This is a genomic window from Mesorhizobium sp. P2_F5, from assembly GCF_056403715.1.
Genome location: NZ_JBFUEY010000035.1, coordinates 1 through 26,464 on the forward strand (window position 1 = coordinate 1; position 26,464 = coordinate 26,464).

27 protein-coding genes and 1 tRNA gene are annotated in these 26,464 nt (G+C 62.0%); 10 read left to right on the forward strand and 18 right to left on the reverse strand.

The window, feature by feature from the left end; translation table 11 throughout:
* Window positions 1–194 precede the first annotated feature (194 nt).
* On the forward strand, window positions 195–398 hold the full coding sequence (locus AC1DYO_RS29800; RefSeq protein WP_477232894.1) for a hypothetical protein: 204 nt from the start codon (window positions 195–197) through the stop codon (window positions 396–398).
* Window positions 399–630: 232 nt separating this feature from the next.
* Here the strand turns inward: AC1DYO_RS29800 and AC1DYO_RS29805 are convergent, their stop codons facing one another.
* Window positions 631–831 (reverse strand): hypothetical protein, encoded by a 201-nt coding sequence (locus tag AC1DYO_RS29805; RefSeq protein WP_477267950.1) that lies wholly within the window; start codon window positions 829–831, stop codon window positions 631–633.
* Between the two features lie 171 nt (window positions 832–1,002).
* Window positions 1,003–1,617, reverse strand: coding sequence for a hypothetical protein (locus tag AC1DYO_RS29810; protein WP_477267951.1), 615 nt, complete (start codon window positions 1,615–1,617; stop codon window positions 1,003–1,005).
* 276 nt (window positions 1,618–1,893) lie between these two features.
* Here AC1DYO_RS29810 and AC1DYO_RS29815 point away from each other — a divergent pair, with 276 nt between their 5' ends.
* The 3 genes from AC1DYO_RS29815 (at window position 1,894) to AC1DYO_RS29825 (ending at window position 3,630) form a co-directional block, all read left to right on the forward strand.
* On the forward strand, window positions 1,894–2,175 hold the full coding sequence (locus AC1DYO_RS29815) for a helix-turn-helix domain-containing protein (protein WP_477267952.1): 282 nt from the start codon (window positions 1,894–1,896) through the stop codon (window positions 2,173–2,175).
* A gap of 188 nt (window positions 2,176–2,363) precedes the next feature.
* Window positions 2,364–2,822 (forward strand): YbaK/EbsC family protein, encoded by a 459-nt coding sequence (locus tag AC1DYO_RS29820; protein ID WP_477267953.1) that lies wholly within the window; start codon window positions 2,364–2,366, stop codon window positions 2,820–2,822.
* A gap of 223 nt (window positions 2,823–3,045) precedes the next feature.
* Window positions 3,046–3,630: a CatB-related O-acetyltransferase gene (locus AC1DYO_RS29825; RefSeq protein ID WP_477267954.1), complete on the forward strand. Its 585-nt coding sequence runs from the start codon at window positions 3,046–3,048 to the stop codon at window positions 3,628–3,630.
* A gap of 195 nt (window positions 3,631–3,825) precedes the next feature.
* Here the strand turns inward: AC1DYO_RS29825 and AC1DYO_RS29830 are convergent.
* Window positions 3,826–3,902, reverse strand: a tRNA-Pro gene (locus AC1DYO_RS29830).
* 174 nt (window positions 3,903–4,076) lie between these two features.
* Between AC1DYO_RS29830 and AC1DYO_RS29835 the strand changes: the two genes are divergently transcribed.
* Window positions 4,077–5,129, forward strand: a complete 1,053-nt coding sequence (locus AC1DYO_RS29835; RefSeq protein ID WP_477267955.1) for a glycosyltransferase family 8 protein — start codon at window positions 4,077–4,079, stop codon at window positions 5,127–5,129.
* 153 nt (window positions 5,130–5,282) lie between these two features.
* The gene (locus tag AC1DYO_RS29840) at window positions 5,283–6,209 is read left to right on the forward strand and encodes a hypothetical protein (RefSeq protein WP_477267956.1); all 927 of its coding nucleotides are present in this window, start codon (window positions 5,283–5,285) and stop codon (window positions 6,207–6,209) included.
* A gap of 65 nt (window positions 6,210–6,274) precedes the next feature.
* On the opposite strand, the gene AC1DYO_RS29845 is transcribed toward AC1DYO_RS29840, so the two are convergent.
* The 4 genes from AC1DYO_RS29845 to AC1DYO_RS29860 all read right to left on the reverse strand — a co-directional run bounded on the left by AC1DYO_RS29845 (window position 6,275) and on the right by AC1DYO_RS29860 (window position 10,891).
* Complete coding sequence (locus tag AC1DYO_RS29845; protein WP_477267957.1) at window positions 6,275–7,573, reverse strand: O-antigen ligase family protein; 1,299 nt, start codon at window positions 7,571–7,573, stop codon at window positions 6,275–6,277.
* Window positions 7,570–9,105, reverse strand: a complete 1,536-nt coding sequence (locus AC1DYO_RS29850; protein WP_477267958.1) for an undecaprenyl-phosphate glucose phosphotransferase — start codon at window positions 9,103–9,105, stop codon at window positions 7,570–7,572. Before AC1DYO_RS29850 ends, AC1DYO_RS29845 begins: the two co-directional genes overlap by 4 nt.
* Before the next feature lie 84 nt (window positions 9,106–9,189).
* A complete protein-coding gene (locus AC1DYO_RS29855; RefSeq protein WP_477267959.1) occupies window positions 9,190–10,320 on the reverse strand; it encodes a glycosyltransferase in 1,131 nt (376 codons plus the stop codon).
* 7 nt (window positions 10,321–10,327) lie between these two features.
* Complete coding sequence (locus tag AC1DYO_RS29860; RefSeq protein WP_112561792.1) at window positions 10,328–10,891, reverse strand: polysaccharide biosynthesis/export family protein; 564 nt, start codon at window positions 10,889–10,891, stop codon at window positions 10,328–10,330.
* 265 nt (window positions 10,892–11,156) lie between these two features.
* Here AC1DYO_RS29860 and AC1DYO_RS29865 point away from each other — a divergent pair, with 265 nt between their 5' ends.
* Window positions 11,157–13,370, forward strand: a complete 2,214-nt coding sequence (locus AC1DYO_RS29865; protein ID WP_477267960.1) for a GumC family protein — start codon at window positions 11,157–11,159, stop codon at window positions 13,368–13,370.
* Between the two features lie 150 nt (window positions 13,371–13,520).
* Here the strand turns inward: AC1DYO_RS29865 and AC1DYO_RS29870 are convergent, their stop codons facing one another.
* The 6 genes from AC1DYO_RS29870 to AC1DYO_RS29895 all read right to left on the reverse strand — a co-directional run bounded on the left by AC1DYO_RS29870 (window position 13,521) and on the right by AC1DYO_RS29895 (window position 19,345).
* Window positions 13,521–14,357, reverse strand: a complete 837-nt coding sequence (locus tag AC1DYO_RS29870) for a GNAT family N-acetyltransferase (protein WP_477267961.1) — start codon at window positions 14,355–14,357, stop codon at window positions 13,521–13,523.
* A 3-nt stretch (window positions 14,358–14,360) separates the two neighbouring features.
* Window positions 14,361–15,107 carry an aspartate/glutamate racemase family protein gene (locus AC1DYO_RS29875; protein WP_477267962.1) on the reverse strand — a complete coding sequence of 249 codons (747 nt, stop codon included), beginning with the start codon at window positions 15,105–15,107 and terminating at the stop codon, window positions 14,361–14,363.
* Between the two features lie 2 nt (window positions 15,108–15,109).
* On the reverse strand, window positions 15,110–15,928 hold the full coding sequence (locus AC1DYO_RS29880; protein ID WP_352460127.1) for an ABC transporter permease: 819 nt from the start codon (window positions 15,926–15,928) through the stop codon (window positions 15,110–15,112).
* A gap of 1 nt (window position 15,929) precedes the next feature.
* On the reverse strand, window positions 15,930–16,841 hold the full coding sequence (locus tag AC1DYO_RS29885; RefSeq protein WP_477267963.1) for an ABC transporter permease: 912 nt from the start codon (window positions 16,839–16,841) through the stop codon (window positions 15,930–15,932).
* A 91-nt stretch (window positions 16,842–16,932) separates the two neighbouring features.
* Entirely contained in the window at window positions 16,933–18,222 is a 1,290-nt protein-coding gene (locus AC1DYO_RS29890) for an ABC transporter substrate-binding protein (RefSeq protein WP_477267964.1), read from the reverse strand.
* A gap of 34 nt (window positions 18,223–18,256) precedes the next feature.
* Entirely contained in the window at window positions 18,257–19,345 is a 1,089-nt protein-coding gene (locus AC1DYO_RS29895; RefSeq protein ID WP_477267965.1) for an ABC transporter ATP-binding protein, read from the reverse strand.
* A gap of 263 nt (window positions 19,346–19,608) precedes the next feature.
* Here AC1DYO_RS29895 and AC1DYO_RS29900 point away from each other — a divergent pair, with 263 nt between their 5' ends.
* Complete coding sequence (locus AC1DYO_RS29900; protein ID WP_477267966.1) at window positions 19,609–20,322, forward strand: GntR family transcriptional regulator; 714 nt, start codon at window positions 19,609–19,611, stop codon at window positions 20,320–20,322.
* A 36-nt stretch (window positions 20,323–20,358) separates the two neighbouring features.
* Here AC1DYO_RS29900 and AC1DYO_RS29905 read toward each other — a convergent pair whose 3' ends face one another.
* Entirely contained in the window at window positions 20,359–21,555 is a 1,197-nt protein-coding gene (locus AC1DYO_RS29905) for a GNAT family N-acetyltransferase (RefSeq protein ID WP_477267968.1), read from the reverse strand.
* Between the two features lie 92 nt (window positions 21,556–21,647).
* Between AC1DYO_RS29905 and AC1DYO_RS29910 the strand changes: the two genes are divergently transcribed.
* Window positions 21,648–22,706 carry a polysaccharide deacetylase family protein gene (locus AC1DYO_RS29910; protein WP_477267970.1) on the forward strand — a complete coding sequence of 353 codons (1,059 nt, stop codon included), beginning with the start codon at window positions 21,648–21,650 and terminating at the stop codon, window positions 22,704–22,706.
* A 39-nt stretch (window positions 22,707–22,745) separates the two neighbouring features.
* On the opposite strand, the gene AC1DYO_RS29915 is transcribed toward AC1DYO_RS29910, so the two are convergent.
* Entirely contained in the window at window positions 22,746–22,961 is a 216-nt protein-coding gene (locus AC1DYO_RS29915) for a DUF2842 domain-containing protein (RefSeq protein WP_142868027.1), read from the reverse strand.
* A gap of 152 nt (window positions 22,962–23,113) precedes the next feature.
* Here AC1DYO_RS29915 and AC1DYO_RS29920 point away from each other — a divergent pair, with 152 nt between their 5' ends.
* The gene (locus tag AC1DYO_RS29920) at window positions 23,114–24,205 is read left to right on the forward strand and encodes a COX15/CtaA family protein (protein WP_477267972.1); all 1,092 of its coding nucleotides are present in this window, start codon (window positions 23,114–23,116) and stop codon (window positions 24,203–24,205) included.
* Between the two features lie 24 nt (window positions 24,206–24,229).
* On the opposite strand, the gene AC1DYO_RS29925 is transcribed toward AC1DYO_RS29920, so the two are convergent.
* From AC1DYO_RS29925 to argC, 3 genes are all read right to left on the reverse strand, one after another.
* Complete coding sequence (locus tag AC1DYO_RS29925) at window positions 24,230–24,541, reverse strand: hypothetical protein (protein ID WP_477267974.1); 312 nt, start codon at window positions 24,539–24,541, stop codon at window positions 24,230–24,232.
* Window positions 24,542–24,627: 86 nt separating this feature from the next.
* Window positions 24,628–25,467, reverse strand: coding sequence for an aminoglycoside phosphotransferase family protein (locus tag AC1DYO_RS29930; RefSeq protein WP_477267976.1), 840 nt, complete (start codon window positions 25,465–25,467; stop codon window positions 24,628–24,630).
* Between the two features lie 64 nt (window positions 25,468–25,531).
* Complete coding sequence (argC, locus tag AC1DYO_RS29935) at window positions 25,532–26,458, reverse strand: N-acetyl-gamma-glutamyl-phosphate reductase (protein WP_477267978.1); 927 nt, start codon at window positions 26,456–26,458, stop codon at window positions 25,532–25,534.
* Window positions 26,459–26,464 lie beyond the last annotated feature (6 nt).

Here is a 26,464-nt window from a genome sequence, read left to right on the forward strand (position 1 = left end):
AAGCTGGCAGGAGCACAAAGATCGATGACACCGGCCTGATCATTGTGACACAACCGCGGCTCGATCGGACGCACTCTGTCATCCACGCCAGAATCCCTGCCGACCCAGATCGCCTCGGCGGGTCCCATTACAGAGTCAGGCTCCTAGCTGCGGCTATAACGCCAATCCAAAGATACCGGCGGAGGAGGCGGGGCGTGGTCGCAAATTACATCGACGAGTTCATCATGTTCTGCGTTGGGCTGTGGGTGACAGGCGTTGGCTTTGGACTACTCCAAAGTCCTTTTCAGGCTCGGTCAGGTCAGCAGCCGTGGTTGCTGCAGGTCGCGAAGCATTTCAAATGGATGGGACCGCTGTTGATTCTGATCGCGATAGTGCTCGCGTTCGCGGCGCCATCCTAGCGGGTTTTCGGCAACACACTGAGACACTCGCGGTGTCCTGCAGCATGCCTCGCAACCGCTGTGCTGCCTCGGTCTTGCGCCTGATACGTTCGTTAGTTGCTCGCCTTCTGGCGCATGGCCGCCATCGAATCCTGTCTTCATCTCACCACGTCTCGCCTGGCAAAAAACCAACGGGAAGGCAGCCTTGGCGAGGACTCCAAGGCCAGCCTTCCCGTCGGGCAAGTCAGCCGGCTCAGGCCTTCTTGGCTTCCACCTTCTTGTGGTGATGGTGGTGATGATGGCGGTGATGCTTCTTGTGGTGCTTGTGGTGATGATGATGATGGTGATGCTTCTTCGCCATCGGAGCTGCGTCCGCGCTGCTGGCGCCGATGATCGGCAGCGAGACAGCAAGGGCGAAAGCCAGCCCGAGAGCCGACAGGAGGGACTTCTTCATGACTTCGTTTTCCTTTTCTGCGCGGGCTGAATTTGACCGCCACCGAGCAAGATCGGTGACGTGAACCCCGCAGCCATGACTATCGCCTCCGAACTTTTCGACAGTTTTTCCGGACTGTAGAATTTTGTTTCTGGATTGTGTCTGGCACCTTCGCAGACGCAGCAACCGCTTTCACATCGGCGGAATGACCCCGTTGTTTCCGACCACGACCCGGCCGGCGGTCAACGTGCCATCGCTGCCACGCTCGGCGTTGACGAACACCACAGCACCAGGCTGAAGGTTGGCCGGCGTCGCAGGTGCGAAGGTCACCACCGGTGTCGTCTGCGGGATCGCGATCTGCTTTTTCTGGCCATTGTCGTAGGTGAGCGTCACCGTCCGACCCGCAATCTCGGTGACATCGGCAACCGTGCCGTTGGTCATCCGGCTGTTGGGCTCGAGATCCCACGGGCGGTCGCCTTCGCCGGTGCCTTTAAGCGCAGCCGGGAAGATCACCACCTCCAGCGCGCCGCTGCCGCCATCGGCCTTTGAAACCGAGGCAATGCCGAGGAAATCGCCTTGCTTGATATCCCCGGCGGCCGCCTTGGCGACGCCGGAAATCTTCCAGCCTTGTGCCAGCGCGATGGCGTCGGTGGCGCCTTCGCGGGTCTTCACCGTCAGCGTCGATCCGGCAAAGGTGGTAACAGTGCCGCGAATGCGCACGGCGTCGGCGGCTTGCGCCTCGACCAGGCTGGCGCCGGCGAGGCCTGAGATCGTGGCGAGCACGATGGCTGATGTCTTCAATGTCATGGGTCTGATCCTCTTGGGGAAAGCTGGCCCGATGCGGCTGCCAGCAACATCAGGCTAACGCGCGAGAGGGCAGAAACCGCTGATCATTTCGGCGTGCGGTCCTTCAAAAGAACTTGATCGCGACGTACCCGATGCCAGGTGGTTTTTGACGCCGGTTCACGATGCCGTGACGGTCGGTTTGGGTCTTGGCAAATCACTTTTGAGCGGGCATTGTCCCGGCTCTCAGGCAACACCCTATCATTTGATCCAAAACTCTTTAGCCCCATGGAGTTGCCAATGCCCCAAAATGCAAAACACGAACCCTTCTCCAGGCTGGCGGCCGATGTTGCGCTTGAGCACCCCGGCCTGAAAGCCATCCGGGAGACAAAGGGATACAGTATTGAAGAGCTTTCCCTGACCTGCGGTCTGTCGACCAGCGAGATTGCCGACATAGAGAGCGGCAAGGACACCGATCCGTCGAAACTTCGCCGGATCGCCGCAGCATTGCAATTGCCGGAAACGGCCCTGATCGATACCCCGGCGCCAGCAGCGCCTGTGGAAAATCGGTCCGTTTCATAACAACGACGCCAAGGCGTCTCTCAACAAGCTCGCCATGGTTTGCCCTGGCGAGCTTTTTCATGTTCGAATGGCCAGAGCAGTTCCAGGAAAAGTTTGAGCGGTTTTTCCCAGGAAAAGCGCGTAGCGCTTCTCTTGGGAATTGCGAAAAACACGTGTCTGTTGCGCGCCGGATCGAATGGAGGAGAGGAATGAGTCTTGAGACCGTGCGTGCTTTTCTGGCTGCCCATGCGCCCGATGTCGAAGTTTTAGTCACCGAAGCCAGTTCGGCGACCGTGGCGCTGGCAGCGGCGGCGCATGGCGTGGAACCGGCGCAGATCGCCAAGACCATCTGCCTGCGCGTCGGCGAGCAGACCATGCTGATCGTGGCCGGAGGCATGTCGAGGCTGGACAACCGCAAATTCAAGGACCGCTTCGGCGGCAAGCCGCGCATGCTTGACGCCAATGAGGTTGTCGCCGCCACAAGCCACCCAGTCGGCGGCGTCTGTCCGTTCGGCCTGCCGGCGCCGTTGCCGGTCTATTGCGACGTCTCGTTGCGCGCCTTTGACGAAGTTGTCCCCGCGGCCGGCGCCACCAACGCCGCCATACGGCTCAGCCCGCAGCGCATGGCCGAGATCGTCGGCGCCGAATGGGTCGATGTGTGCCAGTAGAGATCGTTCAAGTGATTGGGTAGGAGGGTTTGAGGCAATACGACTGCGAGAGTAGCTAGAAGAAGATTGAGCGACCCACTATACGTGCTGCAATGAACGACGGTTTTGGCCACATCGCCTATGGTGAGAACGAGCTTTACCATCGCGGCGCGATACCGGTTGTAAGGACTGCTCGATACCGTCTGTGGCGAACCCCAGCAGGTCTTCGGCAGCAGAGGCAGAGGTGGTCACTGTGACCCGTTGGCTACGGCTGAAAAACCCGTTTCGATCCAAGCTGCCCTCAAGCGTGACCCTCGGACGTCACACCTATGGCGTGAGCCGGAAGAAGGTGCTTGGAGCGTCTGACGCCACTCCGTTGACCATCGGGGCGTTCTGTTCGGTCGCCGGCAACGTCAGCTTTGAATGTTCCGGGGGAAGCCACATGCCTTGGGCTGCAACCACTTTTCCGATCCACAGCCGCATGATGGACTCGACCGACCCCAATGCGCATGGCGGCAAACCCGTCGGCATTACCATCGCCAACGATGTCTGGATCGGCCGCCATGCGATGATCATGCCAGGCGTCCACATCGCCGATGGCGCTATTGTTGCGGCCGGCGCCGTTGTCACCAAGGATGTGCCGCCATACGCGATCGTCGGCGGGGTCCCGGCCGAGCTTATCCGCTATCGCTTTTCACAGGACGTCATTGCGAAATTGCTGGCGATCCGGTGGTGGGAATGGAGCGACGAGAAGATCAAGCAGGAGGCTGCTTTTCTCACGGGCCCCATCGAGCCTTTCATCGAGCGGCACGGCAGCATGACGTCGTAAAAAACGCTTCTTGCTCACGGGAAGCGCTAAGTCGAAAACGTGAAGGACGCCAACTGCTCTATACGGAAGGCGCCCGCCGCACGCTTCCTTGGCGAGTGACGCTGCTGCGATGCTTCGGCAGGCCGTATGGTGGCTGCAATATGGCTGAAAAATCTGTAGCCACTTTGGGGGAAGCGGCTAACCATCTGTTTTGTTTGGTCGGAGTGGCCGGATTCGAACCGACGACCCCTTGACCCCCAGTCAAGTGCGCTACCGGGCTGCGCTACACTCCGGACCGCGCAAAGCCATATATTTTCAAGGGTTATGGTGCAAGCGCTAAAACGGCGCATGTGAACGAGCTGGGCTAATATTGCGTGACCAGGCAAAAAAGTCCGGCGGAGCTTCACCGGCTGTTTTCTGGATAGCCGGGAGATGGACGCCAGAATCCATTGGACAGACCTCGCCCGATGCAAAGTCCGACAGCCAGCCGGCCTTGTCGGCGCAACACGAAGGCGGTATGGCTCGCCAACTTCGATCAGGGAAGGCCGAGTTTGTCAGGTTCCTGCTTTTTTCTCGCGGCGGATGGCGGTTATTTCCCGTATGCCTGCCTAACGGCGCGGAGAATAATAGACGTTTCCGCCGCGGCCACCCCAGGCTTCATTCTTCACGTCGGCGTAAACGACGATGATATGCAGGCGGGCCGGCGTCTCCTCAAGGACCAGGTCGAACTGGTCGACGTTTCCTCATTCATGGAGGAGGTAAGGTCCGGCTTTCGTAACAGCAGCATCGCGGCGTTCATTCGACTTTTCGCCGATCAGGTGCCTGAATTCGCGGCTTACGACCGCATCGCCTATACCGACTGCGACGTGCTGTTCAACCGGGACATCGGGAATCTGACGAGCCAACAGCTTCAAGCCCCACTGCTGGCAGCGCACGACGACTATATGTACTTCCTGCCGACCTATCGACAAAAGCTCTCGATGCAGCCGGGAGCACCGTACTTCAATTCGGGTGTGCTGCTGTTTGACATGACGGCTGTGCGTGCCCAGGGCCTTTTGGAACGCACCCGTCAACTCGCCATCGAAAAAAAGCTGAACGACCAGAACGCGCTGAACATCGCTTTCGAGGGAAAGTGGCAGACGATGCATCCAAACTGGAATTTGATGTCCAACTACACGAGGGACTACCGATTCTCTCAGGCATACGCTCGGCATTTTTCCGGTAGCAAGCCATGGGGAGGCCAGGTCGGCGTGGAACTCGACGCGCTGGCGGTCTACCGCGACCTTGCGAAGGACACGCCTTGGCTTAAGCGCTTTCGGCAACGCATTCCATTCGAGCGAGGCGTGTTAAAGAGGTTTGGACGCCGCATCGACGCTGCGCGAGGGCTTCTGCTAAACGATGAGCGGAAAAAACGGCGCGCTCACTATGATGGCTGCAAGACACATATGATGTATGCCGAGCAGGCTAATGCCGGTGCGATGGCTGTGCATTTTCCAGAAGTCCTGGGTGGCTTCGGCTGAGAGCTCCAATGGGCCACCGGTATATGGGGCCATCCCAGTGTTTGTTGAATTTTTGTCTGACCTCATCCCCGCGCGTTTGGCACGCGATATTGAGCTTTGAAGATGTAAGCCCAAGTCTTCCATTGATCGCGTCGATAAGCTATGTACCCCGCCATGGGGCTCAAGATTGTAGATGTCATAACCAGATCGCCGGCTGTTGTCGCAGCAAAGCAGATCAGGAATCGCGTCATCTATAAGATTTTTGAGTATCGCGGACAGAATGCGGGGCGCTCGTTTGCAGAACAACTGCAAGAGGCATGGGTTTCGCGTATCTGCATTACGATAGCGTTCAATACACCATGGGTAATAGATGCGCTTGCCAAGGCTTGGGAGCTACATCCGCCTGGCATGACACTTGTGGTGCTCGATAACTCGACGGACCCTCTCGCGAGAGAAGTTATCGCTCAGATATGTAAGGCAAGAGGCGTCCCGTACGTGGCGCTTCCCGAGCGCGTCGAGAAACATCTTTCAAGGTCTCACGGGACGGCGATAATGTGGGCGTTCCATAACGTTGTCAGGCATATGAGGCCTGAGTTATTTGGCTTTATCGACCATGATTGCTTTCCCGTCGCGCCCTTTGACCTCGCAGCCAAACTTGAAGGGAAGAAGGTCTACGGCCGAAGGTTTTCTGCCGGCGAAAACCACGTCTATAAGGCAAAGTCAGGTGATAGGTATTGGAATTTGTGGGCAGGCTTCTGTTTCTATCGCTTTTCCGCTGTGGCTGACCGAAAGTTGAACTTCGAACCTCGTCTTAACCTTGGCCTCGACACTGGCGGTGCCAATTGGGATACTCTCTACTCTCAGCTGGATGAGAAGAAAGATGTAGCGGTTGCAACGGTGCGCGAGAGCCCAATGACAATGGCCGGCGCTGTTGGACATCACGAGATTATCGAGGAAGCCTTCTTCCACGCGGCTGGCGTGTCATATCCAGACCGACCGGGGTACCACCACCGAACGGTGGAACACAGGAAACTGCTCCGCGACTATGTTTGGGACACCTATCTAGGCGGAGCTGCAGGCAGAGTGGCCAAGGACTTTTAGGGCATTCCCTACCATCTTCCTCCTGGCTGCTCTTCCCCAAAGCCTTGGCCGGTTCCAGAGGTGCTTCAAACTTCTGGCGACCAATCGGAAAGCCGATCGCCGCCGCTGGCTCCCGCCCTCAACCCGCGCTGATGCCTGTATTCCAGTGCGATCGCGCCCCAGATCAGGCCGAGCAGCAGGTAGAGGTGGCGCCAGTGGTCGATGTCGATGAAGGTGCCGAGCCCGATATTGCCGATGAAGGCGACGTAGGCGCAGAGCAGATAGGGTTGCCACGGCCGGTCGCGCAAAAGGATGCGGAAACCCGCCGCGATCGTCCACAGCGTCAGCGACAGGAATGAGACGAAGCCGAGCCAGCCATAGTCCATCAGTGTCTTCAGCCAGATGTCGTGCGTGTCTTCGCCGAAGATGGTGCCGAAGACCAGCGGGCCGATGCCGAGCGGATGCTCAAGCGCCATCTGGAAGCCGATCGTGTAGCGGGCGAAACGCCCAAGCCGCGCCGTGTCGTAGCTCTGTTCCAGCTGGGCGCGGCTGGAGAACATCTCGCTGACACCCGGCAGTTGCAGGATGACGATCATGGCCACCACCAGCAGTGCGACAGCGGCGATGGTCATGATGACGACGCGCAGCCGGAACTTGCCGCTGTTGCTCTGCAGGAACAGGGCGCCGGTGAGCAGGATGGCCGAGACGGCGAACATGCCCCAGGCGCCGCGCGAGAATGAGAAGAAGATGCCGGCGGTGATGATCAGCAGCGGCACCGCCAGAAGCGGCATGCGCGCGATCGATCCGGTTAGGAGCAGATAGAGCAGATAGATGCCGGGCAGCACCAGAAACGGCCCGAACACGTTCGGATCCTGGAAGGCGCCCTGGGCGCGGTCGTATCTGGTGAAGATGTCGGCGCCGGGGAAAGCGTGGAAATAGCCGGCAATGCCAAGTAGCGACGTCGCCACAGCCGCGAAGACATAGGCGATGAAGATCAGCCGGTAGAGGTTCGGCTGCACGGCCGTCACCGAGGCGAAGAACACAGCGGTGAAGGCGAGGAACAGCGAGACGGCGAGATAGAGTGGCGTGTTGGCGAGATCGGCCATCTGCGTCATCGCAATCATGCCGCCGATGTTCATCGTGATCAGCAACACCAGAAGCGGCACCGCCGCGCGCGATATGCGCAGGCCAAACAGTCCCCACACCCCGATCAGCCCAACCATGAAGAGATCGTAAGGCGCAGGCTCGTCGATGACGAAACCCGAAAGGAAGACGCCAAAAAACACCGCGCCCGAGGATATCAGTGCGATCAGCTTGGCGTTGACCGCCGAAGGCGGCAACGTGTTGACCGCGGCCTGCGGCACCTCATGGGAAATCGCGCTCAATAGGCGTTTTCCGTGTTGAGCAGCCGCAGCGGCGTCAGGAACAGGATGCGCAAGTCGAACAGCATCGACCAGTTCTCGATGTAATAGAGGTCGTACTCCGTGCGCATGCGGATCTTTTCGTTGGTGTCCATCTCGCCGCGCCAGCCATTGATCTGCGCCCAGCCAGTGACGCCGGGCTTGACCTTGTGGCGGGCGAAATAGCCGTCGACCACCTCGTTGTAGAGAAGGTTGTGCGACTGCGCGGCGATCGCATGCGGGCGCGGACCGACAAGCGACAGCGAGCCGAACAGCGAGTTGAAGAACTGCGGCAGTTCGTCGATCGAACTCTTGCGGATGAAGCGGCCGACGCGGGTAACGCGCGGATCGTTCTTGGTCACCGTCTGCTTGGCGCTTGGGTCCGAGCGGTCGGTGTACATGGAGCGAAATTTATAGACTTCGACAATCTCGTTGTTGAAGCCATGCCGCTTCTGCTTGAACAGCACCGGCCCCTTGCTGTCGAGCTTGATGGCGAGGGCCGTCACCAGCATCACCGGTGAAAACAGGATGATGCCGATCAGCGAGAAGACGATATCGAAGGCGCGCTTGGCGACCGAATCCCAGTCGTTGATCGGCCTGTCGAAGATGTCGAGCATCGGCACCGAGCCGATGTAGGAATAGGCACGCGGGCGAAACTGGAGCGCGTTCGAATGCGCCGAGAGCCGGATGTCGACCGGCAGCACCCAGAGCTTCTTCAACAGCTGCAGCACGCGCGTTTCGGCGGTCAGTGGCAACGACACGATCAGCATGTCGATGCGCGCGATGCGGGCGAATTCCATCAGTTCCGAAATGGTGCCGAGCTTGGGATAGCCGGCCACGATCGGCGGCGAGCGCTTGTCGCCCCGGTCATCGAAGATGCCGCAGATGCGGATGTCGTTGTAGGGCTGCTTCTCGACCGAGCGGATCAGCATCTCGGCCGCCTTGCCGCCGCCGACGATAACGGCGCGGCGTTCCATGCGGCCGTCGCGCGCCCAGCGCCGGATCAGCTTCGACATCACCAGCCTGAGGCCGAACAGCAGAAGCAGGCCGACGACGAACCATGTGCCGAACAGCAGGCGCGAATAATCCTCAGACATCTTCATGACGAAGGCTGTCAGCGCCATCAGCGCGAACGTGCCGGCCCAGACCATCAGCACGCGGCCGAGGTTGGAGATTGGCCGCATCAAGGCGGAGATCTGGTAGCAATCGCTGACGTCGAGCAGCACCACGGCCAGGAAAGAGGCTGCGGCGATGGTCAGCGGATATTGCCAGGCGAGGTAGGTGAAGAAGCCGACAAAATGGAAGTAGAGCACCAGCCCCGACAGGAGCAGCAAACCGAATTCGACGATGCGCAGCACGCCGCTGACCATGACCGGCGACATCGTATCGCGGCGGTATTGCGAGGCGACCTGGCGGGCAACACTGTTCATGCCGCCGTGCGTGGGGCTCTCGGCAGGACCGTCGAATTTGCGCACCGCGTCGGCCGAGAAGCGGCGCGTGGGGTCGGTCTCGTTCATCGGGTTTCCCACAAGCTTCCGCCCCGACCATAGCAGAAGAGAGCTAAAAAAACCTTGAGACAACCTATGGTTTTGGTAGGTCGTCTATTTGCTGAGCGCGGCGAAATAAGCCTTTTCGATTTCGGCCGCCATCACATCGGCGCCGAATCGCGCCTTGAGGCTGGCGGTATCGGGCATTGCGCGCCGATAGGCGTCGAGATCGCGCAGCGCCTCGCCCATCTTGTCGCCGAGTTGGCGCGGGTCGGGACGGATCAGGGCAGGGGATCCCTCGCCGAAAATTTCGGGTATGCCGCCCACCGCGGTGGCGATCATCGGCCTGCCGGCGGCCAGCGTCTCCAGCACGATATAGGGCATGGCTTCCGCGCGCGACGGCACGACCACGAGGTCGGCCAGTGCAAAGGCGTCCCTGGCTGGCATTGGCGGCAGGAAGCGAACCTGTTTTTCAAGCCCCAGCCGTTTCACCTGCGCGTGGTAGCGAGGCAGGTCGTCGCCGTCGCCGACCATGACTGCGGTCAAGCGACGCTCGAGCTGCGTGCCGGCCAGCGCCAGTGCCTCGATGAAAATGTCGGGCCCTTTGAGGTCGCGCATCATGCCGATGTAGAGCAGGTCGGCTGCGTCGGGCACGGTTACCACCGGCTCGAACTCAGCGGCGCGCAGTCCGTTATAGACCAGCGTGTTCGGGATCGGCGGCTCGCCGACCTTCCGCCGATAGGTGCGCCGCTCATAGTCGGAGACGAACAGCAGGCAGTCGGTGAAGCGCGCCATGAAGCGCTCCAGCGCGAAGAACAGCTTTCCGGTGGTCGTCGTTTCGTCATAGTGGAGGGAGCCACCATGCGGCGAATAAAGGCGGGCTACGCGAGACCTTGATACCCGCAACAATGAGCCGAACAGACGGGCATAGGCGCCACCTTTGGCGCCATGTCCGTGCAACACGTCCGGCCGCAATTCCTTGATGATTCGATAGGTACGCCAGGCCGAGGCGAGGTCGCCCGGTCCAACATGGCGCTGCATCGGTGTGCGATGGATACCCAGCGCCAGGCTGTCCTTCATCTGATCGAACAGGCGTTCCTCGTATTCGCCGCCTGTGGTCGAATCACAGACGATGCCGACGACGTGCCCGGCGGCGAGCTGCGCCTCCGTCAGATCGCGCACATGCCGGAAGATCCCGCCGACGGGTGAGCGAAAGCAGTGGACGATCCTGAGCTGGTCCGCCACGTTGATGTCAGAACAGGCGTTCGCGAACGTAGACGGTATCGCCGGGCAGCAGCGGATCCGAAGTGACCACCCGCCCGGTCATCACCTTGCCGTTGATGTCACGGGTGATGTCGACGCTTTCCTGGTTGGCGCGCGGCGAGAAGCCGCCGGCAATCGCAATCGCCTTCTGCACGGTCAGGCCCGGCACGTAGGAATACTGGCCGGCCGCCCCCACTTCGCCCATGACGAAGATCGGCCGGTAGCGGTCGATCTCGACGGACACATCGGGGTCGCGCAGATAGCCCTGGCGCAGTTTGTCGGCGATCTCTTTTTCCAGCTGCTGGGCCGTATGGCCGCGTGCCGGCACAGCACCGACCAGCGGGAAGGACATGTAGCCGGACTGGTCGACGCTGTAGGTGTTGGTTAGTCCGTCCTGCTCGAACACGGTGACGCGGACACGGTCGCCGGCGCCGAGCCGATAGGGCTGGTCGAGGACTTCGTGGAAGGCCGCCGGCGTCGGCCGGTAGCTGGAGCAGCCGGCGAGCATCGACACGGCCAGCAGAGCGCGAAACAGACCAGCAGCGCTTTTCATGATCGGACACACACCTTCGTCGCTGTGGCCGCCATGGCGCGGCGGCAAACCTTAAGGATCTGGGTTTGTTATCATCCTGTTAGGGTTAATGGCCGGTAAAGGGATGCGGCCGATTTGGCGGCAATCGACAAAAAGCCGTATAGTTTTGCTGGCTTTGTTTACCGCCCATCAGCAAACCCTAACGGCTGCTTACCGCCATCTTAACACCTGAGTTACCATAGTTGTTTACGGTACTTACTAGACTCATGTTCCGGAGCAGGAATGCATGTCCGTTCAGTCCGCGGCCGCAGATGTCGACGTCGACCTGAGACAGCTCTTCGCCAGTCTGGCGAGGAACTGGCTGCGCATCCTTGTGGTCACGCTCATCGTCACCGGTCTCGCCTTCGCCTTCGCATGGCTTGCCACGCCGCACTACAAGGCGACGACGCAACTGAAAATCCAGCTGAACGAATCGGCCTATACGCGGCCTGCCGGCACCAATGAAGACGACAAACCTGTGCTCGACCCGGAAGGCGTTGCAACCGAAGTCCAGGTCATTTCCTCATCCGACATTCTCAACAAGGTGGCTGGCGATCTGAATCTGGACAACAAGCCCGAGTTCAACGATGCGCTCGGCATGTCGCCGGTAAGCCGGCTTCTGGTCATTGCCGGGCTAAAGAGTGACCCGGACGAGATTCCGCTCGAAGAGCGCGTGCTGACGAAGATGCGCGACAAGCTCAATGTCTATGGCGTGGAAAAGACGCGCGCCATCGCCGTCGAATTTTCCTCGGAAGATCGCGGGCTTGCCGCCGACATTCCGAATGCCATCGCCAAGGCCTACATGGCCTATCAGGCGGATGCCAAGACCAAGTCGAACGCCGCCGCGACCGCCTTCCTGGGGCCGCAGATTGATGAGCTGCAGAAACAAGTCAGGGATGCAGAGGCCAAGGTCGCGGCCTTCCGCTCCGCCCAGTCGGACCTGTTGATGGGCGGCAACAATTCGGTACTGGCGACACAGCAATTGTCCGAACTGTCGACCGAACTGTCGCGTGTGCGCGCCAACCGCGCTTCGGCCGAGGCGACGGCCGAAAGGGTGCGCCAAGCCTTGCAGAATGGCGGCTCGCTGGACGCTGTACCCGAAGTGCTGTCTTCCGACCTGATCCAGCGGCTGCGTGAGCGTCAGATCGAGCTCAAGACCAACATCGCCGATCTTTCCACAACCTTGCTCGACAATCACCCGCGTCTGCGGGCGCTGAGGTCGCAGCTAGCCGATCTCGACGGTCAGATCCGCATCGAGGCGCAAAAGGTCATGCGCGGGTTGCTGACGCAGGCGCAGACCGCCCAGGCGCGCGAAAACCAGCTCATCTCGGACGTCAACAAGCTGAAGGCGGCGTCGTCGCGCGCCGGCGAGGAGCAGGTCCAGCTGGATGCGCTGCAGCGTGAGGCGAACGTCCGGCGCCAGCAGCTTGAATCCTATATGACAAGTTTTCGCGAAGTGTCCTCGCGCAAGAACTATCTGCCGGTCGATGCCAGTGTGTTTTCCGAGGCGCGCGTGCCTTCGGAGCCCTATTTCCCCAAACTTGTCCCGATCGTCGGCGCTGCCTTCGTCGGCTCGCTGTTGCTGATGTCGGTCATCACGCTCTTGCAGGAGCTGTTTTCGGGCCGCGCCATGCGCCCGGCTCCCGGCGCCCGCTTGGAGCGCATCGAACAGGTTGCGATGCCGGCCATGTCTATGCCGGCCATGTCGGGGCCGGCCGTTGAGCCGGAACCGGCGGCAGCGACCGAGGCGGCGGAAGACCGGCCGGCGGACATGGAGTCCGAACTGGAGCCGGAGGCGGTTCCTGCAGCAGTGGAAGAAGCAGCCGTCGAGGTCACCGAACCCGAACCGGTACGCTCCAGCCTTGGTGAGATCGATGTCGAGAAGGCCGCCGAAAAGCTGATCGCCAGTGGTGCTGCGCGTGCCATCTTCGTGTCGCCTGAAGGCGATGAGGCCGCGGCCTCGGCGGTGCTGGTGGCGCGCGAAGTCTCCGACGCCGGCCTGCGCGTGCTGCTGCTCGACCTGACTGCATCGGGTGCGGCCTCGCGGCCGATGCTGGACAGCGGGCTTTTCCCCGGCATCACCAATCTGCTGGCTTCGGAAGCGCAGTTCAGCGACGTCATCCACGCCGACCTCTATTCCGACTGCCATGTCGTTCCCGTCGGCACCGCCGACCCGGTTCGCGCCATGCGCGCCGCCGACCGGCTGCCGATCATCATGCAGTCGCTGACCACCGCCTATGATCTGGTCATTGTCGAATGCGGACCGGCCGACGCGAACGGCATCAGCCGACTGGTCGGCGACAGCACCGAGGTCTTCCTCTCCATGCTGCAAGCGGACGATGAGGTGGCGCAGGCCGCCGTCAAGTTGATCGAAAGCGGCTATCCGGACCTCACTCTGGTGACGCCGGTAGGCCATGAGACGCCGGGAAACCCCGTGCCGGGACGACGTAGCGCCGCCTGAGACATCAGACAATTCTACTTAGGCGGCGCCCACCAGTTTCTTGCAGAGTCGATCGTCCATTGCGCGCGGGCTCCCAAAAACCAAAGCTGTCAGCTGCGCGGTGTGAAGAAGCGCAAGCGCCTGGCCAAGCCCGTCAGGCTGCGCCGGGATCTACCCTAACTCCAGGGTCGTCACGCCAAATATTCGGCGCGAGTCGACCTTCGGAGGCGGGCCTTTGTACATGCGGGTGGTGGTGAAGGTCGGCCTGAAACCAATCGCTGCAAGCGCCGTAGTGAAATCGATATTGTCGGCTGGAACGTCGATATGCAGGTCGCCGCCTTCGCATGCACCAGCCAGACCGCCCAAGAGTTGCATCGCGGTCTCGGTGTCGTCGGCAAACAGCGGGCCGATTTTGTAACCCGAACGGCAGGGACGAGCCACGGCGTAACCTATGGTACCGAGTGAACTGATCGCGGCGAACCCGCAATGCGGTGGCTGCGCCCAACGGTGCAGGAAGGCTCGCCGGGGTGCGGGGAAACAGCGGGCGTCATAGGCGATGATGTCGGGCACGAGTTGCGTGGTTATCATGCGCACCCTTTCGCTTCGGACGGGCGGGGTCGCGGCACGGCCACTGAAGCGGATGGTTTCGTAAGCTGGCCTGAATCCCTTACGCCGGTAGTTAGCCAATTGCGCCGCGACGCCGTCGAGGCCGACCGTTCGGCCGGCCAGCCTGGCCATGCCGACGCTCCAGACCGCTTTGCCATGGCCTTGGCCGCGCATATCTGGTCGGCAGATGTAGAGACCGATGAAACCGAAATTGCCGCCATAGGCGACGGCCGATATGGCTGCGACCAACTCGTTGCCGACAAAGGCGCCGATGAAGCCTTCAGGGTCGGTTGGCTGAAACGCGGCGGCATCGTCAAGGCCAGGGTTCCAGCCTTCGGCGGCCGCCCAGTCGATTAGAACGGCCAGTTCTTGCAGTGACAGCGCACGGATGGTCGGCTTCATGGCTCACTCCGCGGCGATAGTCCCGGGCGAGAAGGATTTCAGCACGCCGCGATAGGACTTGGCCAGCGGGCTGGCATAGGCACCGCGCTTCGAGGTCGACAGCCCCAAGGCGATCAGCGCCTCGGCCTGCTTGACAGCGGCGCCGACGCCGTCGATGACCGGCAGGTCGAACTCCTCCTGCAATTGGTGGGCGAGGTCAGCCATGCCGGCGCAGCCGAGCACGATGGCCTCCGCGCGGTCCTCCTCAATGGCACGGGCAATCTCGCCGCGCAGTTTCTCGACGGCGCCCGACGCCGGATCTTCAAGTGCAAGGACCGCAATGTCGGCGGCACGTACGCGGGCGCGCCCGGCCATGCCGTAGCGCTGCACCAGCCCCTCGACAGGGACACGCGAGCGTTCGGTGGTCGTTACGACTGTGAAGCGCTGGGCAATGTACGAGGCGACACTGAGTGCGGCCTCACAGATGCCGATGACCGGAATGGAGGCCATGGCGCGTGCCGCATCCAGGCCGGTATCGTCGAAGCAGGCGATGATGGCGGCCTGCGCCCCGGCACGTTCGCCGGCGGCGATCTCCATCAAAAGGCCGGGCACGGCCAATGCCTCGTCATAATAGCCCTCGATCGAGGCCGGGCCCATCGAGGAGGTGACCGCTATCACCTCGGTCCCGGCGCCGGCAATGCCGCGCGCCGCCGCCGCGATCGTCTCGGTCATGCTCGCCGTCGTGTTGGGGTTCACCACCAGTATCTGCACAATCAAACCCTGGCCCGCCTGCGGCCGACATAGAGGATGGCGCCCAGTGTGGCCAGGATCACCAGGAAAGAGAACACGGTGGTCACCGTGCCCAGTGCGTAGAGCACCGGCGTCGTGACATTGGTGGTCATGCCGTAGATCTCGAGCGGCAGCGTGTTGAAGGTGCCCGACGTCATCAGCGTGCGGGCGAACTCGTCGTAGGACAGCGTGAAGCCGAACAGGCCGACGCCAATCAGGCTCGGCGCGATCATCGGCAGCACGACATGGGCGAAGGTCTGCCAGGAGTTGGCGCCCAGGTCACGCGCGGCTTCCTCATAGGCGGGCGAGAAGCGGTTGAAGACGGCGAACATGATGAGCACGCCGAAGGGCAAGGTCCAGGTCAGGTGCGCGCCGAAGGCCGACGTGTACCAGGCCGGGCGGAAGCCGACCTGCTGGAAGACGACGCCGATGCCCAACGAAATGATGATCGAAGGTACGACGAGGCTGGCGACCGCCAGGTAGAACAGCGCGGTGGCGCCACGAAATTTTTGCCGGAAAGCGAGCCCTGCCAGCAGCGACACGACGACGGTGACGATCATCACCATCAGGCCGAGCACGAGCGAGCGCTTGAAGCTGCCGCCGAAATCTCCGACGGCCTGGCGCTCGAACAGATTGGCGAACCAGTGCAGCGACACGCCATTGAGCGGGAAGGTGAGGCCGCCGGTCTCGCCTTGGAAAGAAAGGATCAGGATCGCCGACAGCGGGCCATAGAGGAACAGGACGAACAGAGTGAAGAAGGCCGCAAGCACATAGAATTCGAGGGTGCGTTTTTCGTGGCTCACCTCAAAGCTCCTTGCGGATGTCGACGATGCGCAGGATGCCGGCGACCATCAGCAACACCAGCACCAGCAGCACCACGGCGTTGGCGGCGGCGGCAGGATATTGCAGCAGCGACATCTGGTTCTTCATCATCAGCGCGACCGACGCGCTCTGGCCGCCCGACATCACCTGCACGGTGGAGAAATCGGCCATCACCAGCGTGACGACGAAGATGGTGCCGATCGCCATGCCGGGCTTGGCCAGCGGGATGATGACGTTCCATAGCACCTGCCAGCCGGACGCGCCGGCATCGCGCGCGGCCTCAACCAGCGAGCGGTCGATGCGCATCAACGTGTTGAAGATCGGCGTCACCATGAACAGCGTGTAGAGATGCACCATGGCCAGCACGACGGCGAATTCGGAATAGAGCAGCCATTCGATGGGTTTTGGCACCAGCCCCAGTTGCACCAGCGTCGAGTTGATCAGCCCGTTGCGGCCAAGAACCGGGATCCACGAGATCATGCGGATGATGTTGGAGGTCAGGAACGGCACGGTGCAGACCAGGAACAGTACCATTTGCATGGCCGTGGTGCGGATGTGGAAGGCCAGGAAATAGGCGACCCAGAAGCCGATGAACAAAGTCAGCGCCCAGACGATGGCAGCGAATTTGAGGGTGTTGAGATAGGTCTTCCACGTCACCCAGGAGCCAAGCACGTCGGAATAGTTCGTCGTCAGGAAATCCGGATACATGGCGGCGAAGTCGTAATCCCAAAAAGACACGACGGCGATCATGATGATAGGCAGCAGCAGGAACGCACCGAGGATGAGCGCCAGCGGCGCGGACTGCAAATAGGGCGTGACGGCGCCGAGCGAGAAGCGGCGGCGCTTGCTGGGATTAGCGGCGGCGATGGCGGGGCGTTCGAGCGCGACTGTCATCAATGCTCTCGGGTTTGGCGATGCGGCCTGAACCGCGTTCCCTTCTCCCAGAAGCGGGAGAAGGGGTAGAGGAGGGACGCTGCTTGTTCCCTTACGCCGCGATAAACTCGTTCCAGCGCTTCACCATGTAGCGGTCCTCGTCCATGACCGAGTTCCAGCAGGCGACCTTGCCCATGCGTTCTTCGAACGAGCCGCCGTCGCGCACGGCGCCGGCCTTTTCCATGACGGTGCCATCCGGTGCTTTGATCTCGCCCTTGGCGGGCTTGCCCTCGATCCAGTAGCCCCATTCGTCCTCGGACATGAACTTCTTGGCCGAGACCATATTGGCCGAGTAGTAGCCCTGGCGATTGAGATAGCCGCCGACCCAGCCCGACGTATACCAGTTGATGTATTCGTAGGCCGCGTCGAGCTCGGCGCCCTTGAGATGGGCGGCAAGGCCAAGGCCGCCGCCCCATGAGCGGTAGCCTTCCTTGAGCGGCTGGAAGCGGCAGGCGATGCCCTTGGAGCGCACGGCGGCGACGGCCGGTGACCACATCGACTGGATGACCACTTCGCCCGATGCCATCAAGTTGACACTCTCGTCGAACGACTTCCAGAAGGCGCGGAACTGGCCGGCCTGCTTGGCCTTGATCAGGAAGTCGATCGTCTTGTCGATCTCCTCCTTGGTCATGTTGCCCTTGTCGGCATATTTGATGTTGCCGGTGGCCTCCATGATCATGGCCGCATCCATGATGCCGATGGACGGAATGTTGAGGATAGCTGTCTTGCCCTTGAAGGCCGGGTCCATGATGTCGGCCCAGGTGGTGATGTCACGGCCGACGAGGTCGGGGCGGATGCCCAGCGTATCGGCGTTGTAGATGGTTGGCACCATGGTGAACCAGTTGGTCGGCGCCTTGGCGAAGGTCTTCGAGTCCTGCGCCTCGACATAGCCGACGGTGTGCGGCGCGGTGCCCTGGGCGATGACGCTGTCGGGGGTTAGCTTGCCGGTTTTGAACAGCGGCACAAGCTCGTCGTAATATTTCAGCTTGCTGACATCCATCGGCTGAAGCACGCCGCTCGGGAATACCTTCTTGCAGATCCAGTATTCGATGTCGGCTATGTCGTAGCTGTCGGGTTGGGTCACGGCGCGCTGGGCGGCGGCATCGGAATCGGTCGCCGTCATCTCCAGCGTGATGCCGAGGTCGGCCTTGCACTTGTCGGCGATGGCGTTGAGGTTCGAGACGCCGGTGCCGAACTGGCGCAGTGTGATGTTGGACTGCGCCCAGATGGTCGGGAAGCCTGTGATGACGCCGGAGCCGGCGGCGAGGCCGACGGCGGCGGCACCCGTCTTGAGCAGCGAGCGGCGCGAAATGCCAGTCTTGGTTTCTATAGTGTTTGTCATGCTTATTCCCCTGTTTTGTTTTGCTTCGTTGAATTCATGAATGAAGGCGTCCGAGGACGATGGCATCCTCGGAATCCCAGGCGAGCGGTACGGCGTCGCCAATGGCGACGGGTTTGGCGAAGAAGTCGGAATCGTCGACAATGACCGTGAAATCGTCGATGCCGGCGCCGGTCACCGACAGCTTCACCGTGGCGCCGCGATATTCGATGTTGGAGACGATGCCGGTGAAGCCGAGGCCGGGAGAGGGGGCTTCACCCATGCGCACGTGGTCGGTGCGGATGGCGATATCGATTGGCGTCCCCACTTCCTGGCCCTGACCGCAGGCGGCTAGCGAGGCGCCGCCATTGACGTCGAAAACGACCATGCCGTCGCGCGCGCCGCTGACCCGGCCGGAGATGACATTGTGGTCACCCATGAAGCGCGCGACAAAGGCGGTGGCCGGCCTTTCGAACACATCGCGCGGAGGTGCCGCCTGTTCGATGCGACCGTCATTCATCACCACGATCAGATCCGCCAAGGCCATGGCCTCCTCCTGGCTGTGGGTGACGTGGACGAAAGTGATGCCGAGCGAGGTCTGCAATTTCTTCAGTTCGGCGCGCATGCGTATCTTCAGGAACGGGTCGAGCGCCGACAGCGGCTCGTCGAGCAGCAGCGCCTCGGGATCGGTGATCAGCGCCCGCGCCAACGCCACGCGCTGCTGCTGGCCGCCGGAAAGCTGCGCTGGCCGGCGTGTCGCATAGGCCTCCATCTGCATCAGCTTGAGCATGTCGAGCGCCTTGGCGCGGCGCTGCTCCTTGTCGACCCCCTTCATCTTCAGGCTGAAGGCTACATTGTCGATGAGGTCGAGATGCGGGAACAGCGCATAGGATTGGAACATCATCGCCGTGCCCCGCTTGGCGGGCGGCAGATCGGTGACGACAGTGTTGCCAAGCCGGACATCGCCCGACGAAATGCTTTCATGGCCGGCGATCATGCGCAGCGTCGAGGTCTTGCCGCAACCGGAGGGACCCAGCAGGCAGCAATAGGTGCCTGCCGGTATTTTCAGGCTGATGGCCTCGACGGCAGTCGTCGTTCCGTACACTTTCGAAACGGACACGATGTCGATCTCGGCGGCTTTGGACATTCAGGCTTCCCCGTTTGGTCGCATTAACCGAAGCATCATGCGTGCCAATTTCGGGGTCAGCGGCCAAGCGATTGAATTGTCTGAAAAATCAGGTTTCCGGATTGCTGCCTATCTGGCTGGCTGCCTTGTGCATTGCACAAATTATGGGCGATTGTGCGCGATCTGCACAAGAATCGTATGCAATCTTTTTTGCCTTCGTGTCCACTTTGCCTCTCGTGCGGCGACGACGAGTCGCGCTAGAAGGGGGCGGGAACATCATCGCCATGAACATTGCCGATCAGATCTATTCCGCAGCCGATAGCGCCAATCAGGACCGCGCCCAGGCGATCCGCGATAACCTGCGCGACGCCATCGTCGACCGTCGGCTGGCGCCAGGCACCAAGCTGTCGGAAGGCGAGGTCGGCACGCTGTTTGACGTCTCGCGCACCGTTGCGCGCGCGGCGCTGCAGATGCTGTCCTTCGAGGGGTTGGTGCGTACTGAGCGAAACCGTGGCGCCTTCGTTGCCAACCCGTCGCCCGAGGAAGCGCGCCAGGTGTTCGCCTCCCGCCGGCTGATCGAACCGGGCATCGCGATCGCTGCCTGCGGGCGGGTCACAGCCACCGATATCGCGGCGTTCCGGGCGCAACTCGACGAGGAGGGCCGCTTCATCGCCGAGCGCGGACCGAATGCGCGCCGCTCCGAAATCAAGGCATCAGGCGATTTCCACCTGCTGCTCGCCTCCGTCGCCGGCAATGCCATCCTGCAGCGCTTCATGGAGGAACTGGTTGCGCGCTCCTCACTCGTTATCGCCCTTTACGGGCGCTCTGGCGTGTCGGCCTGCGGGCACAGCGAGCACACGGAAATTGTCGGCGCGCTGGAGAGGAGCGACTCCGGCTTGGCAAGCCGGCTGATGCTGCACCATATCGACCACATCGAGGCTGATCTCGATCTGCGAGTCATGGCCGGTCCAGCGCTCCGCGAGGCTCTGAATTTTTGACGGCTAGTTTTCGTCTTCCGTAGCCGCGGGCGCTGCCTATCCGGCAGCCTTGCGGCGCAGCATCTTGGTCAGCTTCCAGACCGTCGGGTTATTCTTGATGAAGGCTTTCGCCCGCGCGCCTTGCCGCAGCGCCGACGCAAGGGCGCGTCCCTTGAGCGTCAGGGGCACCAGGACCTCGAAATGCTGGCTCTCGATATCGCACCAGAGCCGCTTGTAGGGCTCGTCGCCGACCGAGAAATCATAGACGTCAAAACCTGTCTCGCAGGCTTCTTGGATGTTGTCGAAGAACAGGAAATCGCCGGGGCTGGTGTGGCCGAGATCGTCCTCGGCGATGGCTCCGAATTCGCAGATCAGCCGTTTGCCCGAGCGGCTCGAACCGGTGATGGCGCGCAGCTTGCCGGCGACTTCGAGCCCATGCAGCACGAAGGCCGGTTTCTCCTCGGTGAGTGCGCCGGTGAACAGGGTGCGGAAGAAGGCGCGCACCTCCGGCTCGCCGAAGACATTGGCGATGCCCATCTTACGGAAGCGGAACTCCTTCATCTCGAAGAAGGCGTCGAGCAGCCTGTTCACATCTTCCGGGTTCCGCGCTTCGATGCGGCGATGACTGCCGACAGCCTCGAACTTGCGCGTCTGCGAACGGTGCTTCTTGCGCTTGCGCTTGCCGCTCGCGCGCGACAGCAGCGCATCGAAACCGCCATCGAGGTTGACGGCAAGCGACAGATTGGGGCTGGCAAAATTGGAGAATGTCGCGAGCGGATTGGCAAGGCCATCGAGGTCGGGCAGCAGCCTTTCCAGCGCAACGAGGTCGACATCGGGACGCGCCTTGCCGATCGCCGTCACCAGCCTGCGGATCGCCCCAGTATCGGTCTTTGCCAGCCAGGTCGGATCGGCGGCGGCGAAATTGCCGTTGGCATGACGTCCGCCCATGAAGCGAGCGACGCGGAATGGACCAGTTCGCGTGATTTCGAGTGCCAGTGCAAAGACCGGCCTGTCCTCGATTTTTAGCGTGGCGACGACGGCATCGGGATTGGCCTGCGCCGTCCAGGCACGGACCCATGCAGCGCTTTGCGGCGGTGCAAACAGCGCCGAACGGCAGAATTCGCCATAAGAGGCGAGTGCGGCAGCGTCTGCGATCGACACCGACAGGCTGACCTGGTCGGCAGCCGGTGCGCGCGCAGACGCCTTGCTTGCGGCGAGTCGATTGCCGTCAAATGACGCGGTGGCGTCAACCATACCTCAATCCTTAAGGCGTATTCGTCGCGATCAGGGAGTTCGCGTCGGCGCGTTCCGTGCTTGGATTGAGCCTAGGCGCAAAAGGTGAATGAATGATCGACGGCGGGGAGGCAGTTCGGAAACTGGCGCTTAACATCGCCCGCTTTACCGGCCTTGCACCGCTGGCCAAGCCCTTCGTCGGCGGCATCGGCGCCATCCTCATGTTGCACCGGGTCACCGCCACGCCGGAGAAGCCCGACGGCGTCAACCGTCACCTCAACATCGCCCCGCGATTCCTTGATGCCCTGGTCGCCGACATGAAGGCGAGGGGCTATGCTTTCGTCACGTTCGACGAGGCGATCGAACGCATCAAGGCCGGCGGCAAGGATGGCCAGTTCGCCACCATCACGGCCGACGACGCCTATCGCGACAACATGACGGAGGCGCTGCCGGTGCTGGAAAAGCACGACGCGCCGATCACCATATACGTCGCGCCGGGTCTGATCGACGGCAGCGCCGACCTGTGGTGGGACGTCGTCGAGGACATCGTCAACGCGCGCGACCGGCTGACGCTGGCGACGCCGAAGGGTCCGGTGTCGATCGATTGCTCGAGCCACGGCAAGAAACTCCAGGCCAATGCGCGCCTGCACACCTACCTGACGCTCGAGGTGCGCGAGGAGGATCAGCGCGCCGTGCTTCGCGATCTCGCGCGCTCGAACGGCATCGAACTCGATGGCTTGCGCTCAAGCACGCTGATGAATTGGGACGATATACGCGCCATGGCCGGGCACAGGCTGGTGACGATCGGCGCGCATACGGTCAACCATCGCAATCTGAAGCGGCTTGACGAAGCCGATGCGCGCCTTGAGATCGGCGACGTCAGGCGCCAGCTGCAGGCACAGCTCGGCGAAGAGCCGCGCCATCTCGCTTACCCCTATGGCTACGCCAGCGCTGTCGGCTGCCGTGAAGTGGGCTTTGCCCGCGATGCCGGCTACGCCTCGGCGGTGACGACCCGCCACGGCGTGCTGCATGCCGAGCACGCCGGCTTCCTGCACGCGCTGCCGCGCATTTCGGTCAATGGCCGCTACCAGAGCGTCGCCCACATCCGCACCATGTTGTCGGGCGTGACGACGCCGCTGGCCAATGCCGGCAAGATGGTGGTGACGATTTAGGATGCGTTGATATTCAGCCGGCCTGCAAATGGCCCGCTTTCAGCCTTTCGGCCGCGGCTCCAGGATCAGCCATTTGATGATGCCCATCGCCGGCAGCACCCAGAACAGGCCGCTGAACAGGAAGAACAGGAAATGCACCAGCGGGCCGGATTCCGACAGCTGCGCCACCGCTATGATCGACGCGACCAGCGCATAAATGATGACCAGCGCCACCAGCAGGAAGGTTCCGATCAGCTTTTTCAGGCGGATGGGCATGAGGCGTTCTCGTTGATCGCCTTCGCTTAGGCCCAAGCGGGCGCCTGTGCAACCTGTGACTTGCGGCGCGACGGCGTGCCGCGCCGTCCGGTCTTGTCAGCCGGGTTGCGATGGTTCACCACTTCGCCACATCAACCTGCCGGGACAGATCCATGGCTGCCATATCAGCTGCCGCGCCCTACATTGATCGCGACCGCACCCTGCACAACCGGGCGCTGGTGCGCGGCTGGCTCTATGTCGTGCTTCTGGTGCTGTTTGCGCTGGTGCTGGTCGGCGGCGCCACCAGGCTCACCAATTCCGGCCTGTCGATCACCGAATGGAAGCCGATCCACGGTGTGATACCGCCGCTCAACGACGCCGAGTGGCAGGAGGAATTCCAACTCTACCAAAAAATCCCGCAATATGCCGAGCTCAACAAGGGCATGAGCCTGGACGCCTTCAAGTCGATCTTCTGGTGGGAATGGGCCCACCGCATTCTCGCGCGCAGTGTCGGCCTGGTCTTCGGCCTGCCGCTGCTGGTCTTCTGGGCGGCGCGCCGCATCGAGCGCGGCCTTGGGCCAAAACTGCTCGGCATTCTTCTGCTCGGCGGCCTGCAAGGCGCCATCGGCTGGTGGATGGTGGCCTCCGGCCTGGTCGACCGGGTCTCCGTCAGCCAGTACCGGCTGGCGACACACCTGACCCTTGCCGCATTGATCTTCACCGCCACCATGGTGGTCGCGCGCGGGCTGGCGCCGCACTCCGAGCCTGCCGCCGACCGGTCGACGCAAAGGCTCGCCGGCTTCATTGTGCTCCTGGCGCTGGTCCAGATCTATCTCGGCGGCCTGGTCGCCGGGCTCGATGCCGGCCTGAGCTACAACACATGGCCGCTGATGGACGGCAAGGTGATCCCCAGCGACCTGCTGCTGCTCGAACCGGCCTTGCGCAATTTCTTCGAGAACCCGAAGACGGTGCAGTTCGTTCACCGGCTTGGCGCCTACACGATCTTCGCCGTCGCGCTCTGGCATATGATCGCGACGCGGGTGCGCCAGCCGGGAACGACGCATGCAAGGCGCGCGACACTGCTGTTTCTGCTGGTGTTGGTGCAGGCCTCGATCGGCATCGGCACGCTGCTAATGCAGGTGCCGCTGCACATGGCGCTGACCCATCAGGCCTTCGCGCTTGTCCTGCTGGGGTTTGCCGCCGCCCACTGGCGCGGCACCAAGGGCGCCTATCCGTTGCCGCACGAGATATCAGTCAGAAGCTGACGCCGGTCATCCCGGCCGCGAGGGCTACATCCAGAAGAGCGTCGAGCGCTCGGTCTGGCCACCGTCGAACTCTGCTTGGCGGGCGGCGGCGCTGGAAGGAGCCGACGACTGTTGCTCGGTCGCCTTGTCGGCGGCCTTGAGCGCATCGAGCTTGGCCTTCAGCGCGGCGATCTCCTGTTGCAGCTTGGCAGCCTGGACCTGATCCTCGACGGTCTTGGCCTCGTCCTGCTTGGCCAAAATCTGCTTTTCGAGGGCTGCCTCCTGCGCGGCGTTGTCGGCGGCAATGGACGAAGAGATCTGTGCTGTCTGGGACGAAGCAGAAATAGCACTGACCATGGCCTTTGAGTCCCTTCGCGGATGCTGGTCCTCTGGTAGCGCATCATGGTGAACAGGCGGTTACTCCACCTGCGTTCCTGACCAGATCAAAAGCCGCGCCGTACCTTCAGTACCGCCTCGGCGACCGACAGTTCACGGTTCTCGTCGACCGTATTGCTGTCTTCATGATGCCACGCGGACGACAGGCAGCCCCAGGCGATGGCGTGGTCGAGTATGGCGGCGGGCGTCTGGCCAAGTGTTGCAGCGAAGACTTCCGCCATATGCGCGATGCGTTCCGGATCGAGGCAGAGGTCGTCGCGTTCGAGCGGGTTGTAGAACAGGTTGGCGGCGTCGAAGCCGGGATCGCCGAGCACGCCCTTCGGGTCGATCGCCAGCCAGCCGCGCGCACTGTGCAAAATGTTGTCGTGATGCAAATCGCCATGCAGCGGCTTCACCGCATGCGGGGCATCGAGCAGCCGGTCCGCGATTTCGGCGGCCTCGACGTAGGGGCTCCGCTCTCCGGCGTTGCGATCGGTATTGGCCTTTTTGAACAGGCTGGCGAACCGTGTTCGCAACGGCTGCAAATCCGGTGGGGCAGGGTGCTTTGAGGGTGAAAACAGCCGCGCCATCAATTCGGCCGCGATTGCCGTGGCCGCGTTATCGCCTGCTTTGTCCAGAACCTCGGAAAGCAAGGTATCGCCGGCATATTCGAGCAGCATGCGGTGGCCGTCGCGGCCAAGCAGGCGCACCGCGCCTTCGCCGCGCCGCCAGGCGAGATAGTGCTCGCCACGCAACTCGTCCTCGACATCGTCGAAAGGTTTGAGCGCCTTGACGATGGCCGGCGAGCCGTCCTCGAGCCGCACCTTCCAGATGCGGCTTGAAAACGTCTCGTCAATGAGTTCGGGTGCGCTGACCTTCCAGCGCTTTGGAAATGCCGGCGCGTCCATTCAGAGCATGATGCCGAAAAGTGTTAAGCGGTTTTCGGGCAACATCATGCTCACTCCAACTGCATTAAAGGCCGAGCATCAGGTCCATGTTCTGCACGGCCGCACCCGAAGCGCCCTTGCCGAGATTGTCATAGACAGCAATCAGCAGCGCCTGCGCCCTGTCGTCATTGGCAAAGACGTAGACCTTCATGCGGTTGGTGCCGTTATAGACCTCCGGATTGATCTCCGGCATCCGCTCCATATGCGCGTAGGGCGCCACCTCGACCACGCCGCCTTCTATTGCGGCAAAATGGTCGGCGATCGCGGCGTGCAGGTCAGCACCGGCCGGCACATAATCGAGGCCGCCGAGCTGCAGCGGCACCACGGTGATCATGCCTTGCGCGAAATTGCCGACCGCCGGCTGCATGATCGGATCATGCGACAGCTTCGCATAGGTGCGGAGTTCCGGCACATGCTTGTGCTGCAGGGTCAGCCCATAGGGCAGGAATTCGGAGGCATCCTCGCCCTGGGCGACATACTCCTCGATCATCGGCCGGCCGCCGCCCGAATAGCCCGAAATGCCGTTGACCGTGATCGGGAAATCCGGCGGCAGCAGGCCTGCCGTCACCAGCGGCCGCAGCGTCGCGATCGGTCCTTGCGGCCAGCAGCCGGGATTGGCGACGCGCTTGGCGTTGGCGATGGTTTTCGCCTGCCCCTTGTCCAGTTCGGCAAAACCATACTCCCAGCCCTCGGCGACGCGATGCGCCGTCGAGGCGTCGATCACCTTGGTGGTGTCGTTGGCAATCAGCGAAACGCTTTCCTTGGCGGCCGCATCCGGCAGGCACAGGATGGCGACATCGGCGGCATTGAGGAATTCGGCGCGCGCCGCCGTTTCCTTGCGGCGCTCGGTCGGGATCGAGATGATCTCGAGGTCGCCGCGCTCGGCCAGCAGCGCCCTGATCTGCAGGCCGGTGGTGCCGTGTTCGCCGTCGATGAAGATTTTCGGTTTCATGTGCCC

Excerpts from the sequence above, each read along its gene's own strand:
- AC1DYO_RS29920 (WP_477267972.1), top strand. The coding sequence starts at position 23,114 with ATGGCTGCCATATCAGCTGCCGCGCCCTACATTGATCGCGACCGCACC.
- AC1DYO_RS29925 (WP_477267974.1), bottom strand. The coding sequence starts at position 24,541 with ATGGTCAGTGCTATTTCTGCTTCGTCCCAGACAGCACAGATCTCTTCG.
- AC1DYO_RS29805 (WP_477267950.1), bottom strand. The coding sequence starts at position 831 with ATGAAGAAGTCCCTCCTGTCGGCTCTCGGGCTGGCTTTCGCCCTTGCT.
- AC1DYO_RS29865 (WP_477267960.1), top strand. The coding sequence starts at position 11,157 with ATGTCCGTTCAGTCCGCGGCCGCAGATGTCGACGTCGACCTGAGACAG.
- AC1DYO_RS29810 (WP_477267951.1), bottom strand. The coding sequence starts at position 1,617 with ATGACATTGAAGACATCAGCCATCGTGCTCGCCACGATCTCAGGCCTC.
- AC1DYO_RS29820 (WP_477267953.1), top strand. The coding sequence starts at position 2,364 with ATGAGTCTTGAGACCGTGCGTGCTTTTCTGGCTGCCCATGCGCCCGAT.
- AC1DYO_RS29890 (WP_477267964.1), bottom strand. The coding sequence starts at position 18,222 with ATGACAAACACTATAGAAACCAAGACTGGCATTTCGCGCCGCTCGCTG.
- AC1DYO_RS29930 (WP_477267976.1), bottom strand. The coding sequence starts at position 25,467 with ATGGACGCGCCGGCATTTCCAAAGCGCTGGAAGGTCAGCGCACCCGAA.
- AC1DYO_RS29850 (WP_477267958.1), bottom strand. The coding sequence starts at position 9,105 with ATGAACGAGACCGACCCCACGCGCCGCTTCTCGGCCGACGCGGTGCGC.
- AC1DYO_RS29840 (WP_477267956.1), top strand. The coding sequence starts at position 5,283 with ATGGGGCTCAAGATTGTAGATGTCATAACCAGATCGCCGGCTGTTGTC.
- argC (WP_477267978.1), bottom strand. The coding sequence starts at position 26,458 with ATGAAACCGAAAATCTTCATCGACGGCGAACACGGCACCACCGGCCTG.
- AC1DYO_RS29915 (WP_142868027.1), bottom strand. The coding sequence starts at position 22,961 with ATGCCCATCCGCCTGAAAAAGCTGATCGGAACCTTCCTGCTGGTGGCG.
- AC1DYO_RS29885 (WP_477267963.1), bottom strand. The coding sequence starts at position 16,841 with ATGACAGTCGCGCTCGAACGCCCCGCCATCGCCGCCGCTAATCCCAGC.
- AC1DYO_RS29900 (WP_477267966.1), top strand. The coding sequence starts at position 19,609 with ATGAACATTGCCGATCAGATCTATTCCGCAGCCGATAGCGCCAATCAG.
- AC1DYO_RS29860 (WP_112561792.1), bottom strand. The coding sequence starts at position 10,891 with ATGAAAAGCGCTGCTGGTCTGTTTCGCGCTCTGCTGGCCGTGTCGATG.
- AC1DYO_RS29835 (WP_477267955.1), top strand. The coding sequence starts at position 4,077 with ATGCAAAGTCCGACAGCCAGCCGGCCTTGTCGGCGCAACACGAAGGCG.
- AC1DYO_RS29870 (WP_477267961.1), bottom strand. The coding sequence starts at position 14,357 with ATGAAGCCGACCATCCGTGCGCTGTCACTGCAAGAACTGGCCGTTCTA.
- AC1DYO_RS29910 (WP_477267970.1), top strand. The coding sequence starts at position 21,648 with ATGATCGACGGCGGGGAGGCAGTTCGGAAACTGGCGCTTAACATCGCC.
- AC1DYO_RS29895 (WP_477267965.1), bottom strand. The coding sequence starts at position 19,345 with ATGTCCAAAGCCGCCGAGATCGACATCGTGTCCGTTTCGAAAGTGTAC.
- AC1DYO_RS29905 (WP_477267968.1), bottom strand. The coding sequence starts at position 21,555 with ATGGTTGACGCCACCGCGTCATTTGACGGCAATCGACTCGCCGCAAGC.
- AC1DYO_RS29815 (WP_477267952.1), top strand. The coding sequence starts at position 1,894 with ATGCCCCAAAATGCAAAACACGAACCCTTCTCCAGGCTGGCGGCCGAT.